16 protein-coding genes are annotated in these 21791 nt (G+C 58.2%); 7 read left to right on the top strand and 9 right to left on the bottom strand.

The annotated features are described in order from the left end of the window. Positions 1-430 precede the first annotated feature (430 nt). From ACYQ54_RS01110 to ACYQ54_RS01100, 3 genes are all read left to right on the top strand, one after another. The gene (locus tag ACYQ54_RS01110) at positions 431-1165 is read left to right on the top strand and encodes a response regulator (RefSeq protein ID WP_460078553.1); all 735 of its coding nucleotides are present in this window, start codon (positions 431-433) and stop codon (positions 1163-1165) included. Positions 1166-1370: 205 nt separating this feature from the next. Beyond that, the gene (locus tag ACYQ54_RS01105) at positions 1371-1757 is read left to right on the top strand and encodes an NADH:ubiquinone oxidoreductase subunit NDUFA12 (RefSeq protein WP_460078550.1); all 387 of its coding nucleotides are present in this window, start codon (positions 1371-1373) and stop codon (positions 1755-1757) included. Between the two features lie 325 nt (positions 1758-2082). Then, positions 2083-3090: a hypothetical protein gene (locus ACYQ54_RS01100; RefSeq protein ID WP_460078549.1), complete on the top strand. Its 1008-nt coding sequence runs from the start codon at positions 2083-2085 to the stop codon at positions 3088-3090. Between the two features lie 158 nt (positions 3091-3248). Here ACYQ54_RS01100 and aat read toward each other — a convergent pair whose 3' ends face one another. From aat to ACYQ54_RS01075, 5 genes are all read right to left on the bottom strand, one after another. Then, positions 3249-3929 carry a leucyl/phenylalanyl-tRNA--protein transferase gene (gene aat, locus ACYQ54_RS01095; RefSeq protein WP_460078547.1) on the bottom strand — a complete coding sequence of 227 codons (681 nt, stop codon included), beginning with the start codon at positions 3927-3929 and terminating at the stop codon, positions 3249-3251. A gap of 144 nt (positions 3930-4073) precedes the next feature. Then, complete coding sequence (accC, locus tag ACYQ54_RS01090) at positions 4074-5420, bottom strand: acetyl-CoA carboxylase biotin carboxylase subunit (RefSeq protein WP_460078545.1); 1347 nt, start codon at positions 5418-5420, stop codon at positions 4074-4076. 15 nt (positions 5421-5435) lie between these two features. Then, positions 5436-5906, bottom strand: coding sequence for an acetyl-CoA carboxylase biotin carboxyl carrier protein (accB, locus tag ACYQ54_RS01085; protein WP_460081640.1), 471 nt, complete (start codon positions 5904-5906; stop codon positions 5436-5438). 321 nt (positions 5907-6227) lie between these two features. Next, positions 6228-7031, bottom strand: a complete 804-nt coding sequence (locus ACYQ54_RS01080) for a DsbA family protein (RefSeq protein ID WP_460078542.1) — start codon at positions 7029-7031, stop codon at positions 6228-6230. A gap of 61 nt (positions 7032-7092) precedes the next feature. Further along, positions 7093-8511 (bottom strand): M48 family metalloprotease, encoded by a 1419-nt coding sequence (locus tag ACYQ54_RS01075; protein ID WP_460078540.1) that lies wholly within the window; start codon positions 8509-8511, stop codon positions 7093-7095. Between the two features lie 259 nt (positions 8512-8770). On the opposite strand from ACYQ54_RS01075, the gene ACYQ54_RS01070 reads away from it, so the two are divergent. Beyond that, positions 8771-9943: a pyridoxal phosphate-dependent aminotransferase gene (locus ACYQ54_RS01070; RefSeq protein WP_460078538.1), complete on the top strand. Its 1173-nt coding sequence runs from the start codon at positions 8771-8773 to the stop codon at positions 9941-9943. A gap of 69 nt (positions 9944-10012) precedes the next feature. Here the strand turns inward: ACYQ54_RS01070 and ACYQ54_RS01065 are convergent, their stop codons facing one another. Further along, positions 10013-12829, bottom strand: coding sequence for a ribonuclease E/G (locus tag ACYQ54_RS01065; protein ID WP_460078537.1), 2817 nt, complete (start codon positions 12827-12829; stop codon positions 10013-10015). A 687-nt stretch (positions 12830-13516) separates the two neighbouring features. Here ACYQ54_RS01065 and ACYQ54_RS01060 point away from each other — a divergent pair. The 3 genes from ACYQ54_RS01060 to prfB all read left to right on the top strand — a co-directional run bounded on the left by ACYQ54_RS01060 (position 13517) and on the right by prfB (position 18744). Beyond that, complete coding sequence (locus ACYQ54_RS01060) at positions 13517-14794, top strand: N-acetylmuramoyl-L-alanine amidase (protein WP_460078535.1); 1278 nt, start codon at positions 13517-13519, stop codon at positions 14792-14794. Between the two features lie 179 nt (positions 14795-14973). After that, positions 14974-17454, top strand: a complete 2481-nt coding sequence (locus tag ACYQ54_RS01055) for a penicillin-binding protein 1A (RefSeq protein ID WP_460078534.1) — start codon at positions 14974-14976, stop codon at positions 17452-17454. Positions 17455-17612: 158 nt separating this feature from the next. Continuing rightward, positions 17613-18744, top strand: a protein-coding gene (gene prfB / locus ACYQ54_RS01050) for a peptide chain release factor 2 (protein ID WP_460078532.1) whose coding sequence is annotated in 2 segments (ribosomal slippage) — positions 17613-17681 and positions 17683-18744 — 1131 coding nt in all. Because the reading frame shifts where the segments join, the coding sequence is not laid out codon by codon here. Between the two features lie 70 nt (positions 18745-18814). Here prfB and ACYQ54_RS01045 read toward each other — a convergent pair. From ACYQ54_RS01045 to bcp, 3 genes are all read right to left on the bottom strand, one after another. After that, on the bottom strand, positions 18815-20017 hold the full coding sequence (locus tag ACYQ54_RS01045) for a M23 family metallopeptidase (protein WP_460078531.1): 1203 nt from the start codon (positions 20015-20017) through the stop codon (positions 18815-18817). 240 nt (positions 20018-20257) lie between these two features. Beyond that, positions 20258-21070, bottom strand: coding sequence for a ferritin-like domain-containing protein (locus ACYQ54_RS01040; RefSeq protein ID WP_460081638.1), 813 nt, complete (start codon positions 21068-21070; stop codon positions 20258-20260). Positions 21071-21126: 56 nt separating this feature from the next. Continuing rightward, entirely contained in the window at positions 21127-21594 is a 468-nt protein-coding gene (bcp, locus tag ACYQ54_RS01035; RefSeq protein ID WP_460078530.1) for a thioredoxin-dependent thiol peroxidase, read from the bottom strand. Between the last annotated feature and the right edge of the window lie 197 nt (positions 21595-21791).

Genomic DNA, 21791 nt, shown 5'->3' with positions numbered 1-21791 from the left:
CAACAAAACCCGTCTCCCGGCTTTGGGGTCAAAGACCTGGAGCGGTACGCTGGATACTGGTGGTTTTGGATGACCGGAGCGCCTGGTTAGGCTCCCGACTACGCACATCGCAATGATGAGAAACTAATGTAAACGAATTCTTAAGGTCAAGGACCGAGTGACAACAGCTAGTGCCTGGATTGTGGGCAAACGCAAAATCTTGTGTGGTCGTGTGGATAATGGGGAGCGGAGTGGGGACAGTGATTTAGCAAGGAAATTAGCGCTTGCTTTCCCGGCGCAGGAGTGCACGCCGTGAAGGCATAAAGACCCTGTGGATGACGATAGACTGCATTTTATGAAAATTTGAAGAAAATGGCTGCGACCGATTTCAACCGGGTTTAAGTCGGGTCTGATTTCATGCGGACGGGATAGGGAAAAAGGTCCGCAATTCATGAAACATCACGCCGCATTCGGACTAGCGATGGAGGACATCGATGCCGTCGTCGTTGAAGACAGCAAGCCGATGCAGACGATTCTCCGTTCGATACTGCTCAGCTTCAAGGTCGCGCGAGTGCGGGTGTTTGATTCGGTCGACGAGGCACTCGAGGCCAGTCTCGCCGAACCACCCAATGTGATTCTCACCGACTGGCGCATGGCGCCGACGTCCGGCTACCAGTTTCTGCGCCTGGTGCGGCATCGCCACATGGAACCGCTCTGCTATGTGCCGATTCTCTTCATCACGGCGCATGGAACACGCCCGCTGGTGGACAAGGCGCTCAGGGCAGGGGCTCACCATGTGCTGGTCAAACCGGTGTCGCCGTCGACACTCTTCAAACGCCTCAAGTGGCTTCTGGCCGACGACAGGCCGATGATCCTGGAGCATTCCGGCTTTTACAACATCTATGGCATCCAGAAGGCCATGGACGAACAGGCGGAAAAGATGCAGTCGCTTGCAGGTGCCCGTTTGCACCACCGTGTTGCAACACAGAAGCGTGCCGAGGTGGAAGGCGCTGTCGAAGCCGCATTCGAATCCAAGGAAGAAGAGCCGGAAAAGGTTTTCGCCGGGGTGAAGAAAGAAGCACCTGCCAAAAGACATTCGGAAGCACCATCCAAACGGCATTCGGCGGCGGCCAAGCATATTCGCAACGCCGGCTTCGCTCCGTTCAAAGGCCTGAAACTTCACTGAACCGGTTGATTTACCCAAGCCTCAGAACAGATTGCATTGCCGGTAACTGCGGCAATCGGCCCGCGAGCGCAAAATCCCGTTCTTTTGTGGACACCAAGTCTGGACAGAAGCGACCGTTGTCGCCATAGTCCGCGAAAATCCAGCCACTCGTTTTGGCGTGGCTCCGGATGTTTGTGACTTGCAATCAAGGGACCTTCAAAGGGCCATGAAAACTCTGCTGCTAGAATTGTTCACCTGGTGGAACAGCCAGACCATGGGCACCCGCTTCTTCACGTGGCGCAAGGGTGAGTTCGTCGGCGAGGACGAGTTCGGCAACAAGTACTACAAGGAACGTGCGGGAAAGAAGCGCTGGGTGATCTACAACGGCCTGGCTGAAGCCTCCGCCATTCCGCCGGGCTGGCACGGTTGGATGCATCACCGTGTTGATACACCCCCGAGCGAAGAAACCTATCACGCCAAACATTGGCAGCAGGGTCATCGGACCAACCCGACCGGCACACCGGCGGCTTATCGTCCGCACGGGTCTATCCTGACTCCGGAAAAGCGGCCAGACGTGACTGGCGACTACGAAGCCTGGACACCGGGCAGCTGATCATCGCGCATTAGCGAACACCAGACCTGAAAAAGCCCCGCTATCGCGGGGCTTTTTCAGTTTTAAGGCCAGTCAAGAGACATCAAACAGACCAGTGCAAGAGAAGTCGACCCGTTCGAACGTTGTTTCATGATGTGTCCCAGGCTGATCGTGCTAAGCAAATTGATTATCCTTGAGGGGTATACATATAAATATTTTGCAATTCAAAGTAAGTTAAAAACTATATTTTTGTCAGCAAAGTTTTTATTTGTGATATCAAACACATTACGCAGGGTAATTTGTGCTAGAAGGAGTTTGTCAAAAGTATTGATGATGGAGCGGGAAAATGGACCAAGACTGGATGAAGCTCCAAGAGCTTAGCAACCGTCTCAACAATATTTGCAAACCGGCATGGGAAAATATTCTTATCAAGACCGGCAGCAGCTATGTAAACGCTGATGAGGCTGTTCGAAAGCTATTGCCGAAAGGCCACGATACCGAACCTGGCTGGGCCTGGACGGCTCTAAAAGGCACCATGAAAGGTCCATTGGCTGCCTTGATCACCAATCCGGTGGCCGCGGGCATTGCAACATTCTACATAATAGACGCTGTGAAAGGCGAAAAAGAACCCCTTCCTTCACCGCCTCAGTTCGATACCAATCCCCAAAAGTATCTTCAGTACATCAAGTTTCACTATAATCTGGTCTATATCAGTTCCACTCAGAAAATACTGAAAATGCAGGAAGCTGCGCGTACCGGCGGTTCGGTTGATATCGGACAACTCTGGCGGTCGCTGGAGCGGTCCCCATTTGCTCATGCGCCTCGAGGCCACAAATGGTTCAAGCACGACAAACTGGAAGAAAACATAGAAGCAGGTTTGTGGGCGATATGGCTTAACAACCTTACCAGCGATCACAAACTGGAGCAGGTCTCACGCGCGATGGGGGAAGATGACCGACACAACGCCAGCGGAGCAGCTAGCAAGTCTGATGGCAAGTACCGTCATCACGCATGGCAGAGGCTGAAGGCGTTGGGCGCGTTCGATCGGGCGTATTCGGGCGGAGTGAAAAAACGCGACAACGCGAAATCAACCGACGGGTTCCTGACTAGCGGGACCCCGTCTTATGAGTACGAATTCTGGCTCAAGATAGCCCGAGATTTCTGGGCGAAAGATCACTCACCGACGGACTTATTTTATATCGCTCTGGAAGAGCCGACCGCCGAACGTGGTTTTCGAAACGCCATGAAAGCTTTTCAAACGCAGGATTTTACGCACAGAATGAGCGCTTTCCTTTCGCCTTCATGGTCGACAATTCGCGATCTGGTGGCCACCGGAACCAGCGGAAAGAAGTGAGTGCGTCAGGAAATTGACAATCAAAGGATTGCGGGCAGTTTAATGCGTTGAGGACCTTGACGCAGTCCTGCGAGCCAAATTCCGAAAGCCGCGGCCTATGTTTGGCGGGCTTGGCCATGTTTCCAGGTGAGCCGAGGGCTCCGAAGCAGTCGCGTAACCTACTGCTCTTGCCAGTTGTCGAGGACCGCCAGCACGTCCTGACCGCTGGCTTGCGGTGACAGGGCGTAGAAATCGGTTTCCAGTTTCAGCGCTTCGCCGAGCAGTTCGTTGTAGGCGGTCTGGGGGACTTCCTCGGTGCCGAACTTGCTGAGGTGATCTGTGACGAACTGTGTGTCTAGCAGGGAATATCCACCGACAATCAGACGGGCGACCAGATGCGCAAGGCAGACCTTGGAGGCGTCCGTGCGGAAGGTGAACATGCTTTCGCCGAAAAAGGCACCGTTCAGGCTGACACCGTAGAGCCCGCCGACCAGGTCTCCGTCCTGCCAGGCCTCTATGGTGTGGCAGTAGCCCATCTCGAATAGCTCGCCGTAGAGGCGCCTGATCTCCCGGTTGATCCAGGTTTTCTGCCGACCGGGCATGGGTTCGGCGCAACCGTCGATGACGCCCTGAAAATCCGTGCTGACCCGGACCTCGAACACGTCGTTGCGAATCGTCCTGCGCAGACGGCGTGGCAGATGGAAATTGTTGAGCGGAAGAATGCCCCGCCGTTCGGGTTCCAGCCAGAAAAGGCCCGGGTCGTCGGCGGATTCGGCCATCGGAAAAAGACCGCAGGCGTAGGCTTTCAGCAGCACCTGCGGCGTTATTTCCATGACGATGTCGTCTTTGTAACCAGCCATGTGGCCTCACTCACCAGTCGGGACGGGCCAGTTCATCGGGGCTCAATTGAAACCGTCAAACCGACCAACCCTGGAAGGCCGGAGCATCTTTTCTGCGTTCTTGTGAACACTCGATGCTCCAGGCTCCCGTTTTCCCGGATCCGGTCAGCCAGACTTCTTTGCCAGATACTGTTCCAGCCAGTGGATGTCGTACTGACCGTTCGCTATGTCCTGATTTTCCACCAAATCGCGGAAAAGCGGAATAGTCGACTTGATTTCGTCAACCACAAATTCGTCCAGGCAGCGGCGCAGGCGCATCATGCATTCCACGCGGTTACGGCCATGCACGATCAGTTTGCCGATCAGACTGTCGTAATAGGGCGGGATCTTGTAGCCCTGATAGACACCACTGTCGACGCGCACGCCCAATCCGCCCGGCGGGTGGTAATAGGTGATGGTGCCCGGCGAAGGTGTGAAATTGACCGGATCTTCCGCATTGATGCGACATTCGATGGCATGGCCTTCGAACTTGATGTCGTCCTGGGTCATGTCCAGAGAACCACCGGCGGCGATGCGGATCTGCTCATTGACGAGGTCGATACCGGTGATCATCTCCGTGACAGGGTGTTCCACCTGCAGGCGGGTGTTCATTTCGATGAAATAGAACTCGCCGTTCTCGTAGAGGAATTCCACCGTGCCGACACCGCGGTATTTCAGCTTGCGCATAGCAGCCGCGACGATCTCGCCGATTTCCTTGCGCTGGTCGGCATTGAGGCTCGGCGAGGGTGCCTCTTCCAAAACCTTCTGGTGGCGGCGCTGCAACGAGCAATCGCGCTCACCGAGGTGAACCGCATTGCCCTTGCCATCGCCCAGAACCTGGATCTCGATATGCCGTGGCTTGCCGAGATATTTTTCCATGTAAAGCGCGTCGTCGCCAAAGGCTGCCTTGGCTTCGGAACGGGCAGTTGACAGAGCCGTGTCGAGTTCAGCTTCGGTGCGAGCGACCTTCATGCCGCGGCCACCGCCGCCGGCTGCTGCCTTGACCAGAACCGGATAGCCGATTTCGCGGGCGATCGCATGTGCGTCATCCCCGGCCGTCACAGCACCGTCGGATCCTGGGACAACCGGAATGCCGAGATCCTTGGCCGTTTGCTTGGCCTGGATCTTGTCGCCCATGATGCGGATGTGTTCGGCAGTCGGGCCGATGAACTCGATGCCATGAGCTTCGAGGATTTCAGCAAACCGGGCGTTTTCCGACAGGAAGCCATATCCCGGGTGAACGGCATCCGCCCCGGTGATTTCACAAGCCGCGAGAAGCTGCGGAATGTTCAGGTAGCTGTCGCGGGCCGCGGGTGGTCCGATGCAGACACTTTCGTCTGCCAGGCGCACATGCATGGCATCCGCGTCGGCTGTGGAGTGAACCGCAACGGTAGAGATGCCGAGCTCTTTGCAGGCGCGCAGAATGCGCAGGGCAATCTCGCCGCGATTGGCAATGAGAATCTTTGAGAACATAGCCACAGCGGCTCCTTATTCGACGATAATGAGCGGTTCGCCGAATTCCACCGGCTGAGCGTCGTCCACCAGGATCTGCTTGACGGTGCCCGCCTTGGTGGCAGGAATGTGGTTCATGGTTTTCATGGCTTCGATGATCAGGATCGTCTGGCCTTCCACGACCTTGTCGCCAACCTGAATGAATGCGGCCGCGCCGGGTTCGGCTGCGAGATATGCAGTGCCGACCATAGGCGAGGTTACGGTCGTACCGGATTGAGCCGGGTCGGCTGCAGGAGCGGCTGCCGCCGGAGAGGGGGCCGCTGCCGGCGCCATCGGGGCCGCCGTCGGAGAGGCAACATTCACCGGAGCGCTGATCGATATCTGACGAGCCACGCGGATACGGGTGTCACCCTGTTCCAGTTCGATTTCCGAGAGATTTGTCTCATCCAGGAGAACGGCGAGGTCCCGGATCAGGGCCGTGTCGAATTTCTTGTTATCATTACGCATCATGTTTGGCTCTCATACTCGGTCCGCAAGACACGCGGCTGGCCGGCTTTCCGGGCGACCGCTCCATACCGGGATGGGGTCAGACCCGAGATGTCCAGCCCTGCAACTCGATCAGGGTTCGTAAGGCCGGGGCCGCAACCGCGCTCTTGCTCCGCCGTTTCTTGGGCGGACAAAGATCTTCAGCTCGTCTCTTCCTGGAGGCGAGCCACGCTTCTTATAGGGATTCAATCGGAACAGGAAAACCCCCGATTTCTCATTGACATGAGGAATGGGGGTTTCCAACAGGCAAGTAGGTGCCGAAACGCTGTTTCAGCTCACGGCTCAGCAGGTGGTCTGGCCGCAATTCTGCAGAGCGTCGAGTTTCTGGCTGAGTTCCTGATAGCCGACTGCGCCCATGACCACGTCATTACCGACGACATAGGACGGAGTGCCTGTCAGTCCGAGACGGTTGGCAAGGGAATAGACTTCTTCAATGGTCTGACCGGCTTCGTCGGTTTTCATGGACGCCAGAATATCTTCCTCGGCAATACCGACGGATGTCGCGGCTGCAAGAGCGCTGGTCCGGTTTGCCTGACCGCGGCTCAGTAGCAGCTTTTCATGGAATTCGCCGTATTTATCCGGTGCGATGGAGTTGACCGCAACAGCCACCTGAGCTGCTTCGACAGAGCCCTGGCCAAGAACCGGGAATTCCTTCAGAACGACCTTCAGATCAGGGTTTTCCTCGATCAGCTTGACCATGTCGCCGTGCGCGCGCTTGCAGTAACCGCAGTTGTAATCGAAGAACTCCACCAGGACGACGGACCCTTCCGGGTTCCCCAGTACCACCTGACGGGACGAGTTGAACAGAATATCGGCGCTATCGCTCAACGCCTGCACACGTGCAGCCTCTGCGGCTTCTTTCTCGCGGCGGTCAAGCTCCGTGAGCGCTTCGGCAACCACTTCAGGATGTTCCAGGAGGTATTCGCGCACGATTTTTTCTATGTCGCCGCGGTTCAGGTCCTGTGCGGCAGCCGGGCCAGCCAGCAAGGTGAGCGCTAGTGCGCAAGCCGACAGGACACGCAGCAGTATCGGCGGGCAGAAAGACCCGGTTTTCAGGAACAGGGGCTTCGGGAAAATCTGGGTCATTCAAGGCTCCTCAGGCGACCGTCTCTTGCATTCAGACGGCATCCCATACGTGTCACAGGTTTCAGCGGCCGTTCTTCGGCAGGTTAGGTGGGTTGTACGCTACAATGTCGTCCGCTTGAAGCCATGCTGGCGTTCCCCTCTTCAAACTTTTTTGAGCACGGGCCGCATAGCGTTTCGCCGCCTGGAAATCTCCACTGACCATTAGGCCCTTTGCCGTTGCCAGATCGGCCTCGGCGCGCTCTCCCTGGCGGCCATGGGCAATGGCCAGTTGGCTGTAGGCAACGCCGGAGTTCTGGTCGCGCTGGATTGCCTGTTTCAGAATGCGTTCGGCCTCGGGCAGATTGGATTTGTCGTTCGAGGCAACCAGCGCATACCCCAGCCAGGTAAGGAACTGCGGTTCTGTCGGCTTGAACGACAATGCCTTTCGAAACGGGGCAATCGCGCCTTTGGGGTCGCCGCCCTCGATCAGGGCCTGTCCCTTGAGCTCGTAATAATAGGGGTTGTTCGGCTGGGTGCGGATCAGGGCGTCAATTTCCTTGACCGCACCTTTGCCCCGGCTTTTCATCGCGGCGATGGCGCGTGCATATTGGGCTGGCGGGCTTTTGTCGGTGCGCGGATAGGCCCGCATGGTGGCGGATGGATGGCTGGTGAAGGCGAACAGCTTGGCACGGACCATGTCGTGCCGGTATTGCAGCACATAGTCTTCCGGCTGGTTGAAATATTTCGATTTCTGCGCGTCGGTCACGAGGCTGTTGTAACGGTCCTGGGCCATCGGATGGCTCTGCGCATAGGGATCAGCGTATTTGCGCGTGAACATTTGCTGTTCCGACATGCGCTCGAAGGTCTTCAGTAGTCCGCGCGGACTTTGTCCGGTTGCGCTCAGGTATTTCAAGGCGGCCCGGTCTGCCGCGGCCTCTTCGCCGCGCTGATAGGACAGGAACGACCGCTGGCCGACGGATCCCGATCCCATGATCACCGCACCACCGCCTGACGCGACTTCACCGGACCCGGCGGCAGCCCCTGCTGCGGCGGCTCCGGCACCGAGAATCATGCCGATGACCGAGATGATCTGGGCGTTGGCGGCAGCGGCCCGCAGACGGACAAGGTGGCGGCCCGCAATGTGTCCCGATTCATGGGCTATGACGCCGATCACTTCGCCAGGCGTTTCCGATTCCATGATGACGCCGATATTGATGAACATGCGGCGGCTGTCGGGAACGAAAGCGTTGAAGCTCTTGTCGTTGACCAGAATGATTTCCGGTTCTGAATTGGAAATGCCGGCAGCCTTGAAGATGGGCGTCGCATAATCCTTCAGAAGATGTTCGGTTTCCGCGTCGCGCACCAGGGGCAGGCTGCGCCCCTGTGCCATCGCGGGCAGGGAAACAACAGGCAGGGCGATAGCGGTTGCACAGGCAAGCGCAACTGCCTTGCGCACCAGGCTGTGGGGAAAATCGATGTTCAACAGGGCGGAACCAGGCACAGGTGTCAAACTCCAATCCGGACCGGAACGCTTTCCAGGCTCATCTTAAAAGGTAGATGCCATCGTGGGACATGAATGTGTGGCGAAGGTATGGACCAGTGCGATGCGGGTCAAGGAAACCGGCATGACAAAAAGGTAAGGTGGGCGCCTGGGAAGAGGCCGGAACCGGTCAAAAGCTGCAAAAGTCCGCACGCGTTGCATCAGATGGAAAAATCCGCGATAGGGTGGGGCCAGTTTCTCAGCCGGATTTTCAGGACACATGAATCAGCCACTCTTTCAGCCGTCTCGACGTAGCGATGTTGCTCCCTTCATCGCAATGGATGTTCTTGCAGAAGCTGCACGTCTGGAAGCAGAAGGACGCAAGATTGTTCATATGGAAGTTGGACAACCGTCGGCACCCGCCCCAAAAGCCGCATTGGACGTGGCCAGAAAAGCACTCGACCATGGCCGTCTCGGCTACACCGAAGCGCTTGGTATCCGCCCCTTGCGGGAAGCCCTGGTCGCGCACTATCGCAAGACCTACGGGGTGGAGGTGCCCGTCGAGCGGATCATGGCAACGACGGGTTCGTCGGCCGGATTCAATCTCGCTTTTCTGGCTGCATTCGATCCTGGTGACCGCATCGTTCTGACTGCTCCGGGTTATCCTGCCTATCGCAACATCCTGAAAGCATTGGGCCTGGTGCCGGTCGAGATTGAAGTCGGCGAGGAAACCCGCTGGAGCCTGACGCCGGCGCATCTGGAAGACGCGCAAAAACAAGGCCCAGTGAAGGGTGTTCTGGTTGCCAGCCCAGCCAATCCGACCGGCACCATGATGACAGCGGAAGCGCTGGAAGACCTGATCCGCTATTGCGACGATGCCGGGATCTGGTTCATCTCGGATGAGATCTATCATGGCCTTGCCTATGACGGAGATGAGAAGACCGCGCTGGAAACGTCGCAGAATGCCATTATCGTCAACAGTTTCTCGAAATACTATTGCATGACGGGTTGGCGGATTGGCTGGCTGGTGCTGCCTGAACAGCTGGTTCGGCCCACCGAACGGATCGCCCAGAGCCTTTATATTTCTCCGCCCGAACTGTCCCAGATCGCGGCCGGGGCTGCCCTTGGCGCGGTGCAGGAACTGGAAGCGGTCAAGGCCGGCTACGCAGCCAATCGGGCGCTGTTGCTTGACGGACTGCCGAAGATCGGCCTCGACAGGTTGCTGCCGGTGGATGGTGCTTTCTATATCTATGCAGACATAAGCCGCTTCAGTTCCGACAGTCTCGACTTCGCGAAGCGGATGTTGCACGAGGCCGGTGTCGCAGCAACGCCCGGTGTTGATTTCGATCCGGTGCACGGCCACGAGTTCTTGCGCTTTTCCTTTGCAGGCGCCCATGAGGATATGAAGCTGGCTCTTGAAAGACTCGAGGGTTTTCTCGGCGCAGCGAGATAATCGATCCAGCAAGCAACAAAAAAGGCGGCACACTGGCCGCCTTTTTCAATTTCAAACATTGTTGCCGGTTCAGAAGAACGAGCGACCGCGCTGCCACCAGCCGCCACGCTTCGGCTTGTCTTCCTTGGTGTCGTCGCCAGACGTTTCGCTGGTGACGACAGGTTCGGCCGGCGCCTTGCGCACGGGGGCTTCTTCTTGTGCGTCGGCTTCGCTTGCAACCGGCTGTTCGGACGTCGGCGTGTCGACCACGATTGTTTCGCGTTCGTCGGCCGCCGGGCTTTCGTTTGCTGCATCAACCTGCACCGATGCGGTGACACCATCCTGTTGCGCAGCTTCGGCTTCCGGGGTTTCGTGGGTCGCGTCTGCTTCCGACGTATCTTCGGTGGCCTTAGCCTCTTCAACCGGAGCATTTTCCGGAGCTGTCGCTTCAGCGATTTCTGGTTCGGAGCCGCCTTCGGTAACTACGGCAGTGTCGGAACCTGCTTGATCGTCCTGCTGGTCTTCAGAGGCAGCTGCTTCGCGATTGTCACTGTCGGTCTCGCTGCCGGCTTCCGCTTCACCGTCGTTATCGGCTCCGCCTTCGGCCTGCATCTCGTCACCGTTGCGGCGGCCACGGCGTCCACCCCGGCGTCCGCGGCGGCGCTTGCGGCGCGGTTCGTCGTCGCCATCCTCGTCACCAGAGCGGGCTTCCTGCGGCTGCTCGTCATCGCCATCGGCATCGTCTGCCTCTGCATTGACCTGACGGGCTTCACCGTCTTCCTGCTGGTTGTCGGCTCCACCTCTCCGGCGCTTGCGACGACGGCGGCGGCGGCGGCCGTCATTGTCGTCTTCCTGCTGCTCGAATTCTTCGACTTCCGGCTGCTCGGTGTCTTCGTCGATGATCTCGATCGTGTCCGGTTGGACAATCGCCGGTACCGGCATCGGCACACGGTCACGATCAACCGGTGCACCGCGCTCCAGAACATAAAGCTGGCCGTTGACCATGTCGTCCGCATGCACTTCGACATCAATGGCGAAGCGGGTCTCCAGATCGACCAGGTTCGAACGCTTCTGGTTGAGAATGTAAAGCGCCACTTGCGTGGTGGTGCGGATGATCAGATTGTGGGACGCGCCCTTCAGGAGGTTGTCCTCCACCGACCGCAGTACATGCAGGGCGACCGATTCCACAGACCGGATCATGCCGGTGCCCTGGCAGTGCGGGCAGGGCGTGGTCGAGCTTTCCAGAACGCCGGTGCGGATACGCTGGCGCGACATTTCCAGAAGGCCGAAATGGGAGATCCGGCCGACCTGGATGCGGGCGCGGTCGTTCTTCAGGCAATCCTTCAGCTTGCGCTCGACGGACCGGTTGTTCTTCGACTCTTCCATATCGATGAAGTCGATGACAATCAGACCGGCAAGGTCGCGAAGGCGCAGCTGACGGGTGACTTCTTCCGCCGCTTCCAGGTTGGTCTGGAGCGCGGTGTCCTCGATGTTGTGCTCGCGGGTCGATTTGCCGGAGTTCACGTCGATCGAGACCAGCGCTTCCGTCTGGTTGATGACGATATAGCCGCCGGACTTCAGCGTGACCTGAGGCGAGAACATCGCATCAAGCTGCGGTTCGACGCCGTAGCGAATGAACAGGGGGGACGGATCACGGTATGGCTGGACGTTCTTTGCATGGCTCGGCATGAGCATGCGCATGAAATCCTTGGCCTCGCGGTAACCTTCATCACCCGCAACAAGGACCTCGTTGATGTCCTTGTTGTAGAGGTCACGGATCGATCGCTTGACCAGACTGCCTTCCTCGTAGACGAGGCTTGGAGCGCTGGATTTGAGTGTCAGCTCTCGGACATTTTCCCAAAGCCGCATGAGGTATTCGAAGTCGCGCTTGATCTCTGCCTTGGTCCGGCTTGCGCCGGCCGTGCGCAGAATCACGCCCATGCCTTCCGGCACGTCCAGTTCGGAGGCGATCTTCTTGAGACGCTTGCGGTCGGTCGGCTGAGTGATCTTGCGGGAAATGCCACCGCCACGGGCGGTGTTCGGCATCAGCACGGAATAGCGGCCTGCCAGAGACAGGTACGTGGTGAGCGCAGCGCCCTTGTTGCCGCGTTCTTCCTTGACCACCTGCACCAGAATGATCTGGCGGCGCTTGATGACTTCCTGGATCTTGTATTGCTTGCGCAGCGGAATAATACGCTCGGGAACTTCCTCCATCGCGTCTTCCGCACCGACGGACTCGACGGCATCGATATCGTTGTCGGCATCATCATCATCGTCGTTCTGCTGCCGACGGCGACGGCCTCGACCACGGCCGCGCGAGCGAACCGGAGCCTCTTCCTCATCTTCGTCAGCCTCTTCCGCGGAAGATGAAGCTTCGTCATCGTCTTCGTCCGAGGCGTCCTCATCTGTGCTGCGTGCAGACACAGTTTCGCTATCCGCTTCGTCGGTGGAGGTCTCTTCGGCGGTTTTTACAGCTTCTTCGTCGCCTTCAGCGGCTTCGTCGGAGGCATCCGCTTCGACCTTGTCACTGGCAACCGAGTCGGTGGCTTCGTTACGTGCTGCGCGGGAGCGGCGACGGCGTTTGGGCTTTTCTTCGCCATCCGAATCGTCGCGCTGCCTGTCTGCTGCTTCCGCGGCGAGCAACGCTTCGCGGTCAGCTACCGGGATCTGGTAGTAGTCCGGGTGGATTTCGCTGAAAGCGAGGAACCCGTGGCGATTTCCGCCATATTCGACAAAGGCCGCCTGAAGAGAAGGTTCGACCCGCGTTACCTTTGCAAGATAGATATTTCCGCGAAGTTGCTTCCGGTTAGCTGCTTCAAAGTCGAATTCTTCAACCCGATTGCCACGCACGACGACGACCCGGGTCTCTTCCGGGTGGCCCGCGTCGATCAGCATTTTGTTTGCCATTATTGAACTTCTCCACGGCAGCACTCCTGGGCGCATGTGCGAAACGCGCATCGCCCAGTAGGAGAATATCTGCCGTATTTGTTTTGCTAAGATGAGAAAGAGCGTCTGCGCCCGGCGCGGTCGTATGATCAACGCAGGCAGCCGCTGAAGCGGTACCTTGCTGTATGTTGATCACCATGTGCATCGCGCGGGTCCTTCAGGCAACGCAGGCCCTTTAGTTAAGTCGTTGTACCATCTGCCGGTCTGCAGCCTGGCATCGCCAATGGATCTGCATCCGGTTCCGGAATGGGTTCGCTCTTAACGGCCGCCGAAAACCTCGCCGGGGAAACTGCCGTTTTGTAAGGGCAACACGTCGCGAGGCGGGCGGTCTCAAAGAGGTGCCGATACCAGATCCACTGTCTTCCAGGGCTTGTCTTGAAGCGGCAGAACGGCCTCTGTTCTGTCGTTAGAAGGCCTGGGAATGCGATAGCGTTGTGGATAGATACCCATGTCTGCTACCCGGGAAGGTATCGGTTTCAAACCGAAATCCGTAAGGTACTTTTACGTTCCGCCGCAGCGCATTGCAAGCAATGTGAATTGGATATGGCATTTTCCTTGCGCGACGGATCGCGTATGACAGGGGCGACGGGGGCTCAGCACGCAAAGTTTTCGAGCAACATGGCCGAAATAATTGAGTTCAGGGACGGAATGAAACCGCAAGTAGACAAGGGCCTGAGCGCTGTTTTCAGGAAAGCTACGTCAGTCGCCGTGCTTGTCGGCGTCTTCGCTGCTGCACTGGCCGGATTGTCCTGCGCCGCATCTGCCGAGCCGGAAAAGGCTCAGGTAACCGGAGCGCGTGTCGCGGGTGATGAGACACGCACGCGATTCGTTCTGGACATGAATCGGCAGGTGACGCCGACCATTTCAGGACTTGCCAATCCGGACAGGCTGATCATCGATCTCCCGGAAGTTGCGTTTTCGATACCGGCCGACTCGGGCGAGAGCGGACGCGGTCTCGTGGCGGACTGGCGTTTCGGCCTGTTTGCGGTTGGAAGGTCCCGCGTGGTCATGGACCTGACTGGACCGGTCAAGGTGGACAAGACCTTTTTTCTGCCGGCCGTCGATGACCAGCCGGCTCGGCTTGTCGTTGATCTGGTCAGCACGTCTGACGAGGAATTTGCCAAATTTGTGGAGACCTCGAGACCGAAGCGCGTTGTCGCCGGAGGCACGTCCGCCCCGAAAAGCGATCGGTTGACTGCTCCAAAGAACAAGGACAAGCCGCTGATCGTGCTCGACCCGGGCCATGGCGGCATCGACACGGGGGCGACGGGCGTTCACGGAACTCTCGAAAAGGCCATCGTGCTCGATTTTGCCCGGCTGCTGAAAGAAAAGCTGGATGAGAGCGGCCTCTACAACGTGCATCTGACCCGGGATGACGACACCTTCATTCCCCTGGGGCGCCGAGTTGAAATCGGCCACGAACTGGAAGCTGACCTTTTCATCTCAATTCACGCAGATTCCGTGCGGCGGGGGCAGAAGTTTGCACGCGGCGCGACCGTCTACACCATTTCCGACAGGGCGTCAGACCGACTGGCTGAAGACCTGGCCCAGTCGGAAAATATGTCGGATGTCATTGCCGGTGTGGACCTGACGGAAGAGCCGACGGAAGTCACCGATATCCTGATTGATCTGGCGCGGCGCGAAACGAGGTCATTTTCGGTCTATTTCGCGAGATCGCTGGTGGACGAACTGAAAAGTGCCGTCCGGCTGATAAACAATCCGCACAGGTCCGCGGGCTTCCGGGTGTTGAAAGCACACGATGTGCCGTCGGTGCTGGTTGAACTCGGCTATCTGTCGAACGAGCATGACGAGAAGCTTCTGATTTCCGACGAATGGCGGGAGCGCATGGCCAACGCCATGACAGAAGCTGTTCATGGCTTCTTCCGTCCACGGCTTGCCCGGCAACAAGCTGCGCCGTCACAGTAAAAATCCTTGAATTGCTTTAAAAATGGCAGCTTTGCACTGGTGATTGCCTCAGCATCGCCATATTGGTGCAGGAGGAAGGCAGACAAGTTTGTGCGACTGTCGGCATCGGTGATGCTGAGCAAAAGTTTCCATGTTAAAAAGCTGGAAACGCTAAGAACGGGGAAAGACGAGCCCGCGGTATGAAATTTTTGGTGAAATTTTTTGGCTACCTGTTCGGAATCGGCGCGATTTTTGCGCTGCTGATTGCTGCCGGGGTCTGGATGTACCTGCAGGACCTGACGAAGGATCTGCCGGATTTTACGGCCCTGAAGAATTATGAGCCGCCGGTCATGACCCGCGTGCATGCGGCTGATGGTAGCCTGATGGCCGAATACGCGACCCAGAGGCGCATGTTCCTGCCGATCCAGGCAATCCCAGATCGGGTCAAGCAGGCGTTTATCGCGGCCGAAGACAAGAATTTTTACACCCATATCGGGGTCGATCCTGAAGGTATCGCCCGCGCTGCGGTGCGGTTCATCCAGAACTATGGGTCCGGCCGCCGCCCTGAGGGTGCTTCGACCATCACGCAGCAGGTCGCGAAGAACTTCCTTTTGTCCGATCTCGTCAGTGAGGAGCGCGAACGCCGCTCTGCCGCATACGAACGCAAGGTCAAGGAAGCCGTCCTGTCGCTGCGCATCGAACAGGCCTACACCAAGGACGAGATCCTCGAGCTTTATCTCAACGAGATCTACTTCGGTTTCGGTGCCTACGGCGTCGCAGCCGCCTCCCTGATCTATTTCGACAAGTCGGTGCATGAGTTGTCGCTCGAAGAGATCGCCTACATGGCGGCGCTGCCCAAGGGGCCGAGCAACTATCATCCCTACAGGAAGACCGAAGCTGCGATCGCTCGCCGCAATTACGTGATCGACCGCATGATCGCCGATGGCTACGTGAGTGCCCAGGAAGGCGAGGAAGCAAAGCAGAAGCCGATCGTCGTCAAGCCGCGTGAAACCGGCTCCCAATTGTTCGCGGCCGAGTATTTCACTGAGGAAGTTCGCCGCGAAGTGGCCGACATCTTCGGCGACAAGCGTCTTTATGAAGGCGGGCTTTCGGTGCGCTCGACGCTTGATCCGGAAATGCAGAAACTGGCACGCAAGTCGCTCATGGATGGTCTGATCGCCTTCGATCACCAGCGTGGCAGCTGGAATGGCCCTGTCGACAAGATTGCCCTCGGTGCCGACTGGGGGATCGATCTGGCCAAGGTTGAAGCCTTGAGTGATCTTCCCGAGTGGAAACTGGCAGTGGTTCTGGAAGCCAGTGGCGAAGAAGCCAAGGTCGGTATTCAGCCTGAACGCCAGGTCAGCGGCCAGCTCTCCGAAGAACGCAAGACCGGTGACCTTTTCCTGAGCACCATGAAATGGGCTCGGGTCAAGGGCAGGGCCCCAGGTGCTGTTTCCGACGTTCTGACCCCTGGTGATGTTGTCTACGTCGAGGAAAGCCCGGTGGCGCCGGGAACGTACGAACTTCGTCAGGTTCCGAAGGTATCAGGCGCTCTGGTGGCGATGGATCCCTATACCGGCCGTGTGCTTGCCCTGGTCGGCGGGTTCAGTTTTGCACAGAGTGAGTTCAACCGCGCGACGCAGGCGTACCGGCAGCCGGGGTCATCCTTCAAGCCGTTCCTTTATGCCGCAGCGCTCGATAATGGCTACACACCGTCGTCCGTGATCATGGATGCACCTCTGGAAATCAGCCAGGGGCCGGGTCTTGGCACGTGGCGCCCGCAGAACTACGGCGGTAAATTCTATGGTCCGTCGACCCTGCGCACGGGGATCGAGCTGTCACGAAACGTCATGACCGTTCGGCTCGCCCAGGACATGGGCATGCCGTTGGTCGCCGAATATGCGAAAAGGTTCGGCATCTACGACAATATGCTGCCGGTTCTGTCCATGTCGCTCGGGGCAGGGGAGACCACGGTTCTGCGCCTGACAACGGCTTACGCGACCATCGCCAATGGCGGCCGGAAAGTGCGCCCGACCCTGATCGACCGTATCCAGGACCGTTACGGCCGCACCATCTACAAGCATGACAGCCGCATTTGCGACGGCTGCACGCAGGATATCTGGGAAGGCCAGGACGAGCCGACCTTGATCGATGACCGCGAACAGGTTCTCGATCCGATGACCGCCTATCAGATTACCTCCATGATGGAAGGTGTTGTTCAGCGCGGTACGGCGACATCCGTTCGTGCCGTCGGGCGTCCGGTCGCCGGCAAGACCGGTACGACAAACGACGAAAAGGACGCCTGGTTCATGGGCTTTACGCCGGACCTGGCAGTTGGTGTGTTCGTTGGTTACGACAATCCAAAACCGATGGGCCGTGGAGCAACCGGTGGTCAGGTGGCGGCGCCAATCTTCACCAATTTCGTGAAGACGGCGCTGGCCGACAAGCCGCCTGTGGAATTCCGCGTTCCCAAGGGGCTGCAGCTGATCCCGATCAATCGCCGCACCGGTCTGAGGACAGCAGCGGGTGCTCCAGGGTCTATCCTGGAAGCCTTCAAACCAGGCATGGCGCCACCGGACAGCTATTCGGTCATTGGGTTCCAGGATACAATGGGCGTTCCGACAGCGGTTTCTCCGGAAGCGCAGCAGGCCGTTACCGTCGGCACCGGCGGTCTTTACTGACCAACGCTGCAAGAGGTGCTGCGTGAACAGCCGGTCAACCTGGGATCCGTTTGCACGGTTTACAGCGAAGTCCGGCTTGGGTAATGTCCCGCTCCAATTCTCGGCCCGGTGTCTCTTCCAGGAGACCGGGCCGCTTCACATCAAAAGCGAGGTATCCGATGCGCGCCGAAATGGAAGCGATCGTCGATGAAATCAAGCAGGCCATAAGCCTGCTGAGGAGGCATCTTTGACTGGGATCAGGCTGTCGTCCGTCTGGAAGAGCTGAACGCCCTTTCCGAAGATCCGAACCTGTGGAATGAGCCCTCCAAGGCGCAGAAGCTGATGCGCGAACGTCAACAGCTCGATGACAGCATCGGTGGCATCAAGGCGCTGGAGCAGGACCTTTCCGATAATATGGAACTGATCGAACTCGGCGAAATGGAAGACGACAAGTCTGTCGTTACCGATGCCGAGGAAGCCCTCCGCGGCCTCAAAGGCAAGGTCAACCAGCTGCAGCTCAACTCGCTGCTGTCCGGTGAGGCCGATGCGAATGATACCTACCTGGAAATAAACTCCGGCGCCGGTGGCACCGAGAGCCAGGACTGGGCGTCCATGCTGCTGCGCATGTACCGCCGGTGGGCGGAAAAGCGCGGCTTCAAGGTCGAGGTGCTGGAATACCACGACGGCGAAGAAGCGGGCATCAAGTCTGCGACCTTGCTGATCAAGGGCGAGAATGCCTATGGCTGGCTGAAGACCGAATCGGGTGTGCATCGCCTGGTGCGGATTTCGCCCTATGACAGCAACGCACGCCGCCATACCAGCTTCTCCAGCGCCTGGGTCTATCCGGTGATCGACGATTCGATCGAGATTGATATCAACGAGAGCGACTGCCGTATCGATACCTATCGTGCGTCCGGCGCGGGTGGACAGCACGTCAACACGACCGATTCCGCCGTGCGCATCACGCACCAGCCGACCGGGATCGTGGTGCAGTGCCAGTCCGAGCGCTCACAGCACAAGAACAGGGCAACTGCCTGGTCAATGCTGAAGGCCCGTCTTTACGAAGCCGAACTGAAAAAGCGTGAAGAAGCAGCCAGTGCCGAAGCAGCCTCGAAGACCGACATCGGCTGGGGACATCAGATCCGCTCCTACGTCCTGCAGCCCTATCAGCTGGTCAAGGATCTGCGCACGGGCGTAGAAAGCACGTCGCCGGGCGATGTTCTAGATGGCGACCTGGACGAGTTCATGGAAGCTGCGTTGGCGCAGCGCGTCTTTGGTGGAGACCCGGTCGAAGTTGCTGATATCGACTGAGGACTGCATTGCAGTTACCAAACGAAATCGGGGCCATGCGGCCCCGTTTTTGTTTTTGCTGCAAGGCCTTTCAGAGGTCCAGTGCCGAAAACCGGTCGCCCGCTGCCAGGAATGCTGCCGGATTGCCGGGTTTGTCGTTGCGCCTGATCTCGTAATGAAGATGCGGACCAGTGGAGCGGCCTGTGGAGCCGACATTTCCGACGAGATCGCCTGCCAGTACATGATCGCCTTCTGAAACCTGAATGCGGCTCATATGAGCGTAGCGGGTGACAAATCCGTTTGCATGACGGATTTCCACCATCTTGCCGTAGCCGCCGTGGCGACCCGCGCTGATCACCGTGCCGGGTGCGGTCGCGAAGACACGTGCGCCGTATGGAGCCTTGAAGTCTATGCCGGTATGCATGGCCAGCCGCCCCAGAAACGGGTCTACCCGTGGGCCGTAGGTGCTGGACACAGAGCCATTGCGCACCGGCCGTTTGATCGGTAGACGCAAGGCGGTGAATTTGACGCGTCTCAAGGTTTCAAGCGCAGTGTTGGCACGGTCGAGGCGGTCGGGAAAGTTTTCGTCGGTAATCGGCTGAAATGGGCCGCCGAGCGCGGTTTTTTCGCGTAAAGTGGCGTTGAGCCCGGGGGTTATCGTCCGAGTGATGCCGAGAATGTCCTCGATACGCCCTTCCGTGGCGATGGTGATCGCATCGACTGCAGCTGTACTCTCCTCGTCCATGACGGAGATATGCGCCTTCACTGCGTCGAGGGCTGCCTGCTTTTCAGAGTTTTTTTTTATGTCGGCATCCGAGTTCGCGGCATCGACCGCGGGTTGCTGAAGAATCGTCAGCGGGTCGAACGTCCTGGTCGACCCGTCCCGCAATCCGAGAGCCTTGACCGGCTCCTCGATCAGTTCGCTCTCACCGCCGATTGCGGATTTGTCGCTGCCATCCAGAGAGGCCAGATTGCGCTCGTCAAGCGAGGGCTTTTCAGGTGGCATGGGTTTGTCACTGCTTAGGTAGACTCCAATGCTTTCGGCTCGTGCCACAAGATCGGCCACGATGGCGTGACGCTGATTGAGGTCTTGCTGCCGGCGCAGCACGTCCATGACCTGGATTTCGACGGTTTCCCGGTCGACCATCTGGCGGCTCGTCAGATTGGCAATCTCGGTGCGCAGACGATCAATATGATCCTGATATTCCAGCACCAGCTCGGTCCGTTCAGCGCTGGCTTCAGCCATCATGTCGCTGCGCAGAGCGTAGTAGCCGATCGTGCCTGCGACCGCCAAAGTTGCCGTTACACAACCGATCGCCCCGCAAATGAGATGAACCGGCCTCACACTGTACGTGGTCGTCTTCGCGCCCTTTTCCAGAGTCGGATGATGTGGCTCTGTCCGGGGGGCTTGATAGGTCCGCGTCGATTCTTGGCGCTGTTGCATTGTCACTCAGTCACTGCCTGCATTCTGCAAAAGATCTGAGCCTGATTAGAATTTGGTAAGGTTAATAATTCGTCTTCATGCGCGTGAAATTTATCCGATGAGAGGGGCAAGAGGCTTGTAAAAACCGGGAGTTAGTCCGGCTTCGGAACGCGCGCGATCGTTGAAGGGCGGTTTCAATGCGCCACGGAAATGGCGGCGCACGTAGCTGTGGAACGCCGGCTCGGGCCTGATTCCCTGCCTGTCGCACAGGAAGCGGAACCATTTCGCTCCGAAGGCGACATGGTTCTTTTCGTCCCGGTAGATGATGTCGAGGCATTTTGCGGTGTCTTCGTCACCGATTTCGCGGGCCTTTTCGATCATGGGTGGTGTGATGTCGAGGCCTCGGGCCTCAAGTACCAGCGGGATGATGGCCAGTCGCGCGGCAAGGTCGTGTCCGGTATCCTGCGCTGCCTGCCACAGACCGTCATGGGCGGGAAGGTCTCCGTAGGCGGCTTCAAGTTTCGCCAGTCTCTCTTGCAGCATGGCGAAATGCTTGGCTTCCTCAAGTCCGACGCGAACCCAGTCATCATAGTAGGACCTTGGCAGGCGGATGTGGGCGAAACGACCGATCAGGTCCCAGGTCAGATCTACGGCATTTAGTTCGATATGCGCCAGGGAGTGAATCAGGGCAAGGCGACCTGCCTTGCCCTTCAAGTTGCGCTTCGGCATGTCACGCGGGGCCAGCAGAAGGGGCCTGTCCGGACGGCCTGGGCGGTCCGGCATTACGCCGTCTCGTGAGGTGGAACCCAGAGCCAGCTCCCGTTGAAACCAGGCTCTGGAAACAGCATAGGCGAGTCGTACCTTCTCGGCCGTGTCGGACGCGCAGACGATCGCCTTTGCTCCGGCAACGAGGCTGTGCGGCATCTTGTCCTTACCGGCGTGTGCCGTGGCGCCGCCGGTTGCCGTTTCCAGGGGAGACTTCACAGCGCCCGCGCAGCCTCAAGAACGGCGTCCGCGTGGCCAGGAACTTTCACCTTGCGCCAGACCTGCGCGATCTTGCCGTCCGGTCCAACGAGGAATGTGGAGCGTTCCACGCCCATGTATTTCTTGCCGTACATGGACTTTTCGACCCAGACGCCGTAGGCCTCGGCGGCCTCCTTTTCCGTATCTGCGCCCAGCCTGATCGCCAGATTGTGCTTGGCGATGAACTTGTCGTGTTTTGCAGCGGTGTCGGGTGAAAGCCCGATGATGGTCACGCCGAGTTCGGCGAACGCTTCGGCCTGTTCCGTGAAGGCGATTGCCTCCTTGGTGCAGCCTGGCGTGTCATCCTTCGGATAAAAATAAACAACGACGGGTTTTCCTGTGAGGGCGCTCAGCGACACTTTGCTGCCGCCATCGCCATCAAGTTCAAAAGCCGGTGCGACATCTCCGACGGCCAATTCGCTCATCATGCCTTCCTTCTGTCAAAGTTTGTGCGTTAATGCCGGTTTCCGGCTGCGTCTACAATGGCTGCGGTCGCTTTTAGCAAAGCTTTCGCAGTATCATCAATCGCCCAGCGACTCGTTCGGAGCTGAGGTGACATAACCCGGCGCTTTGCTCCGAACTCGAACCTAAGCGCCTGTCTTACGCATGCAGGCGAAAGATT

It is taken from the genome of Roseibium sp. LAB1 (genome assembly GCF_054658235.1).
This window is presented reverse-complemented; position numbering and strand designations above follow the sequence as displayed.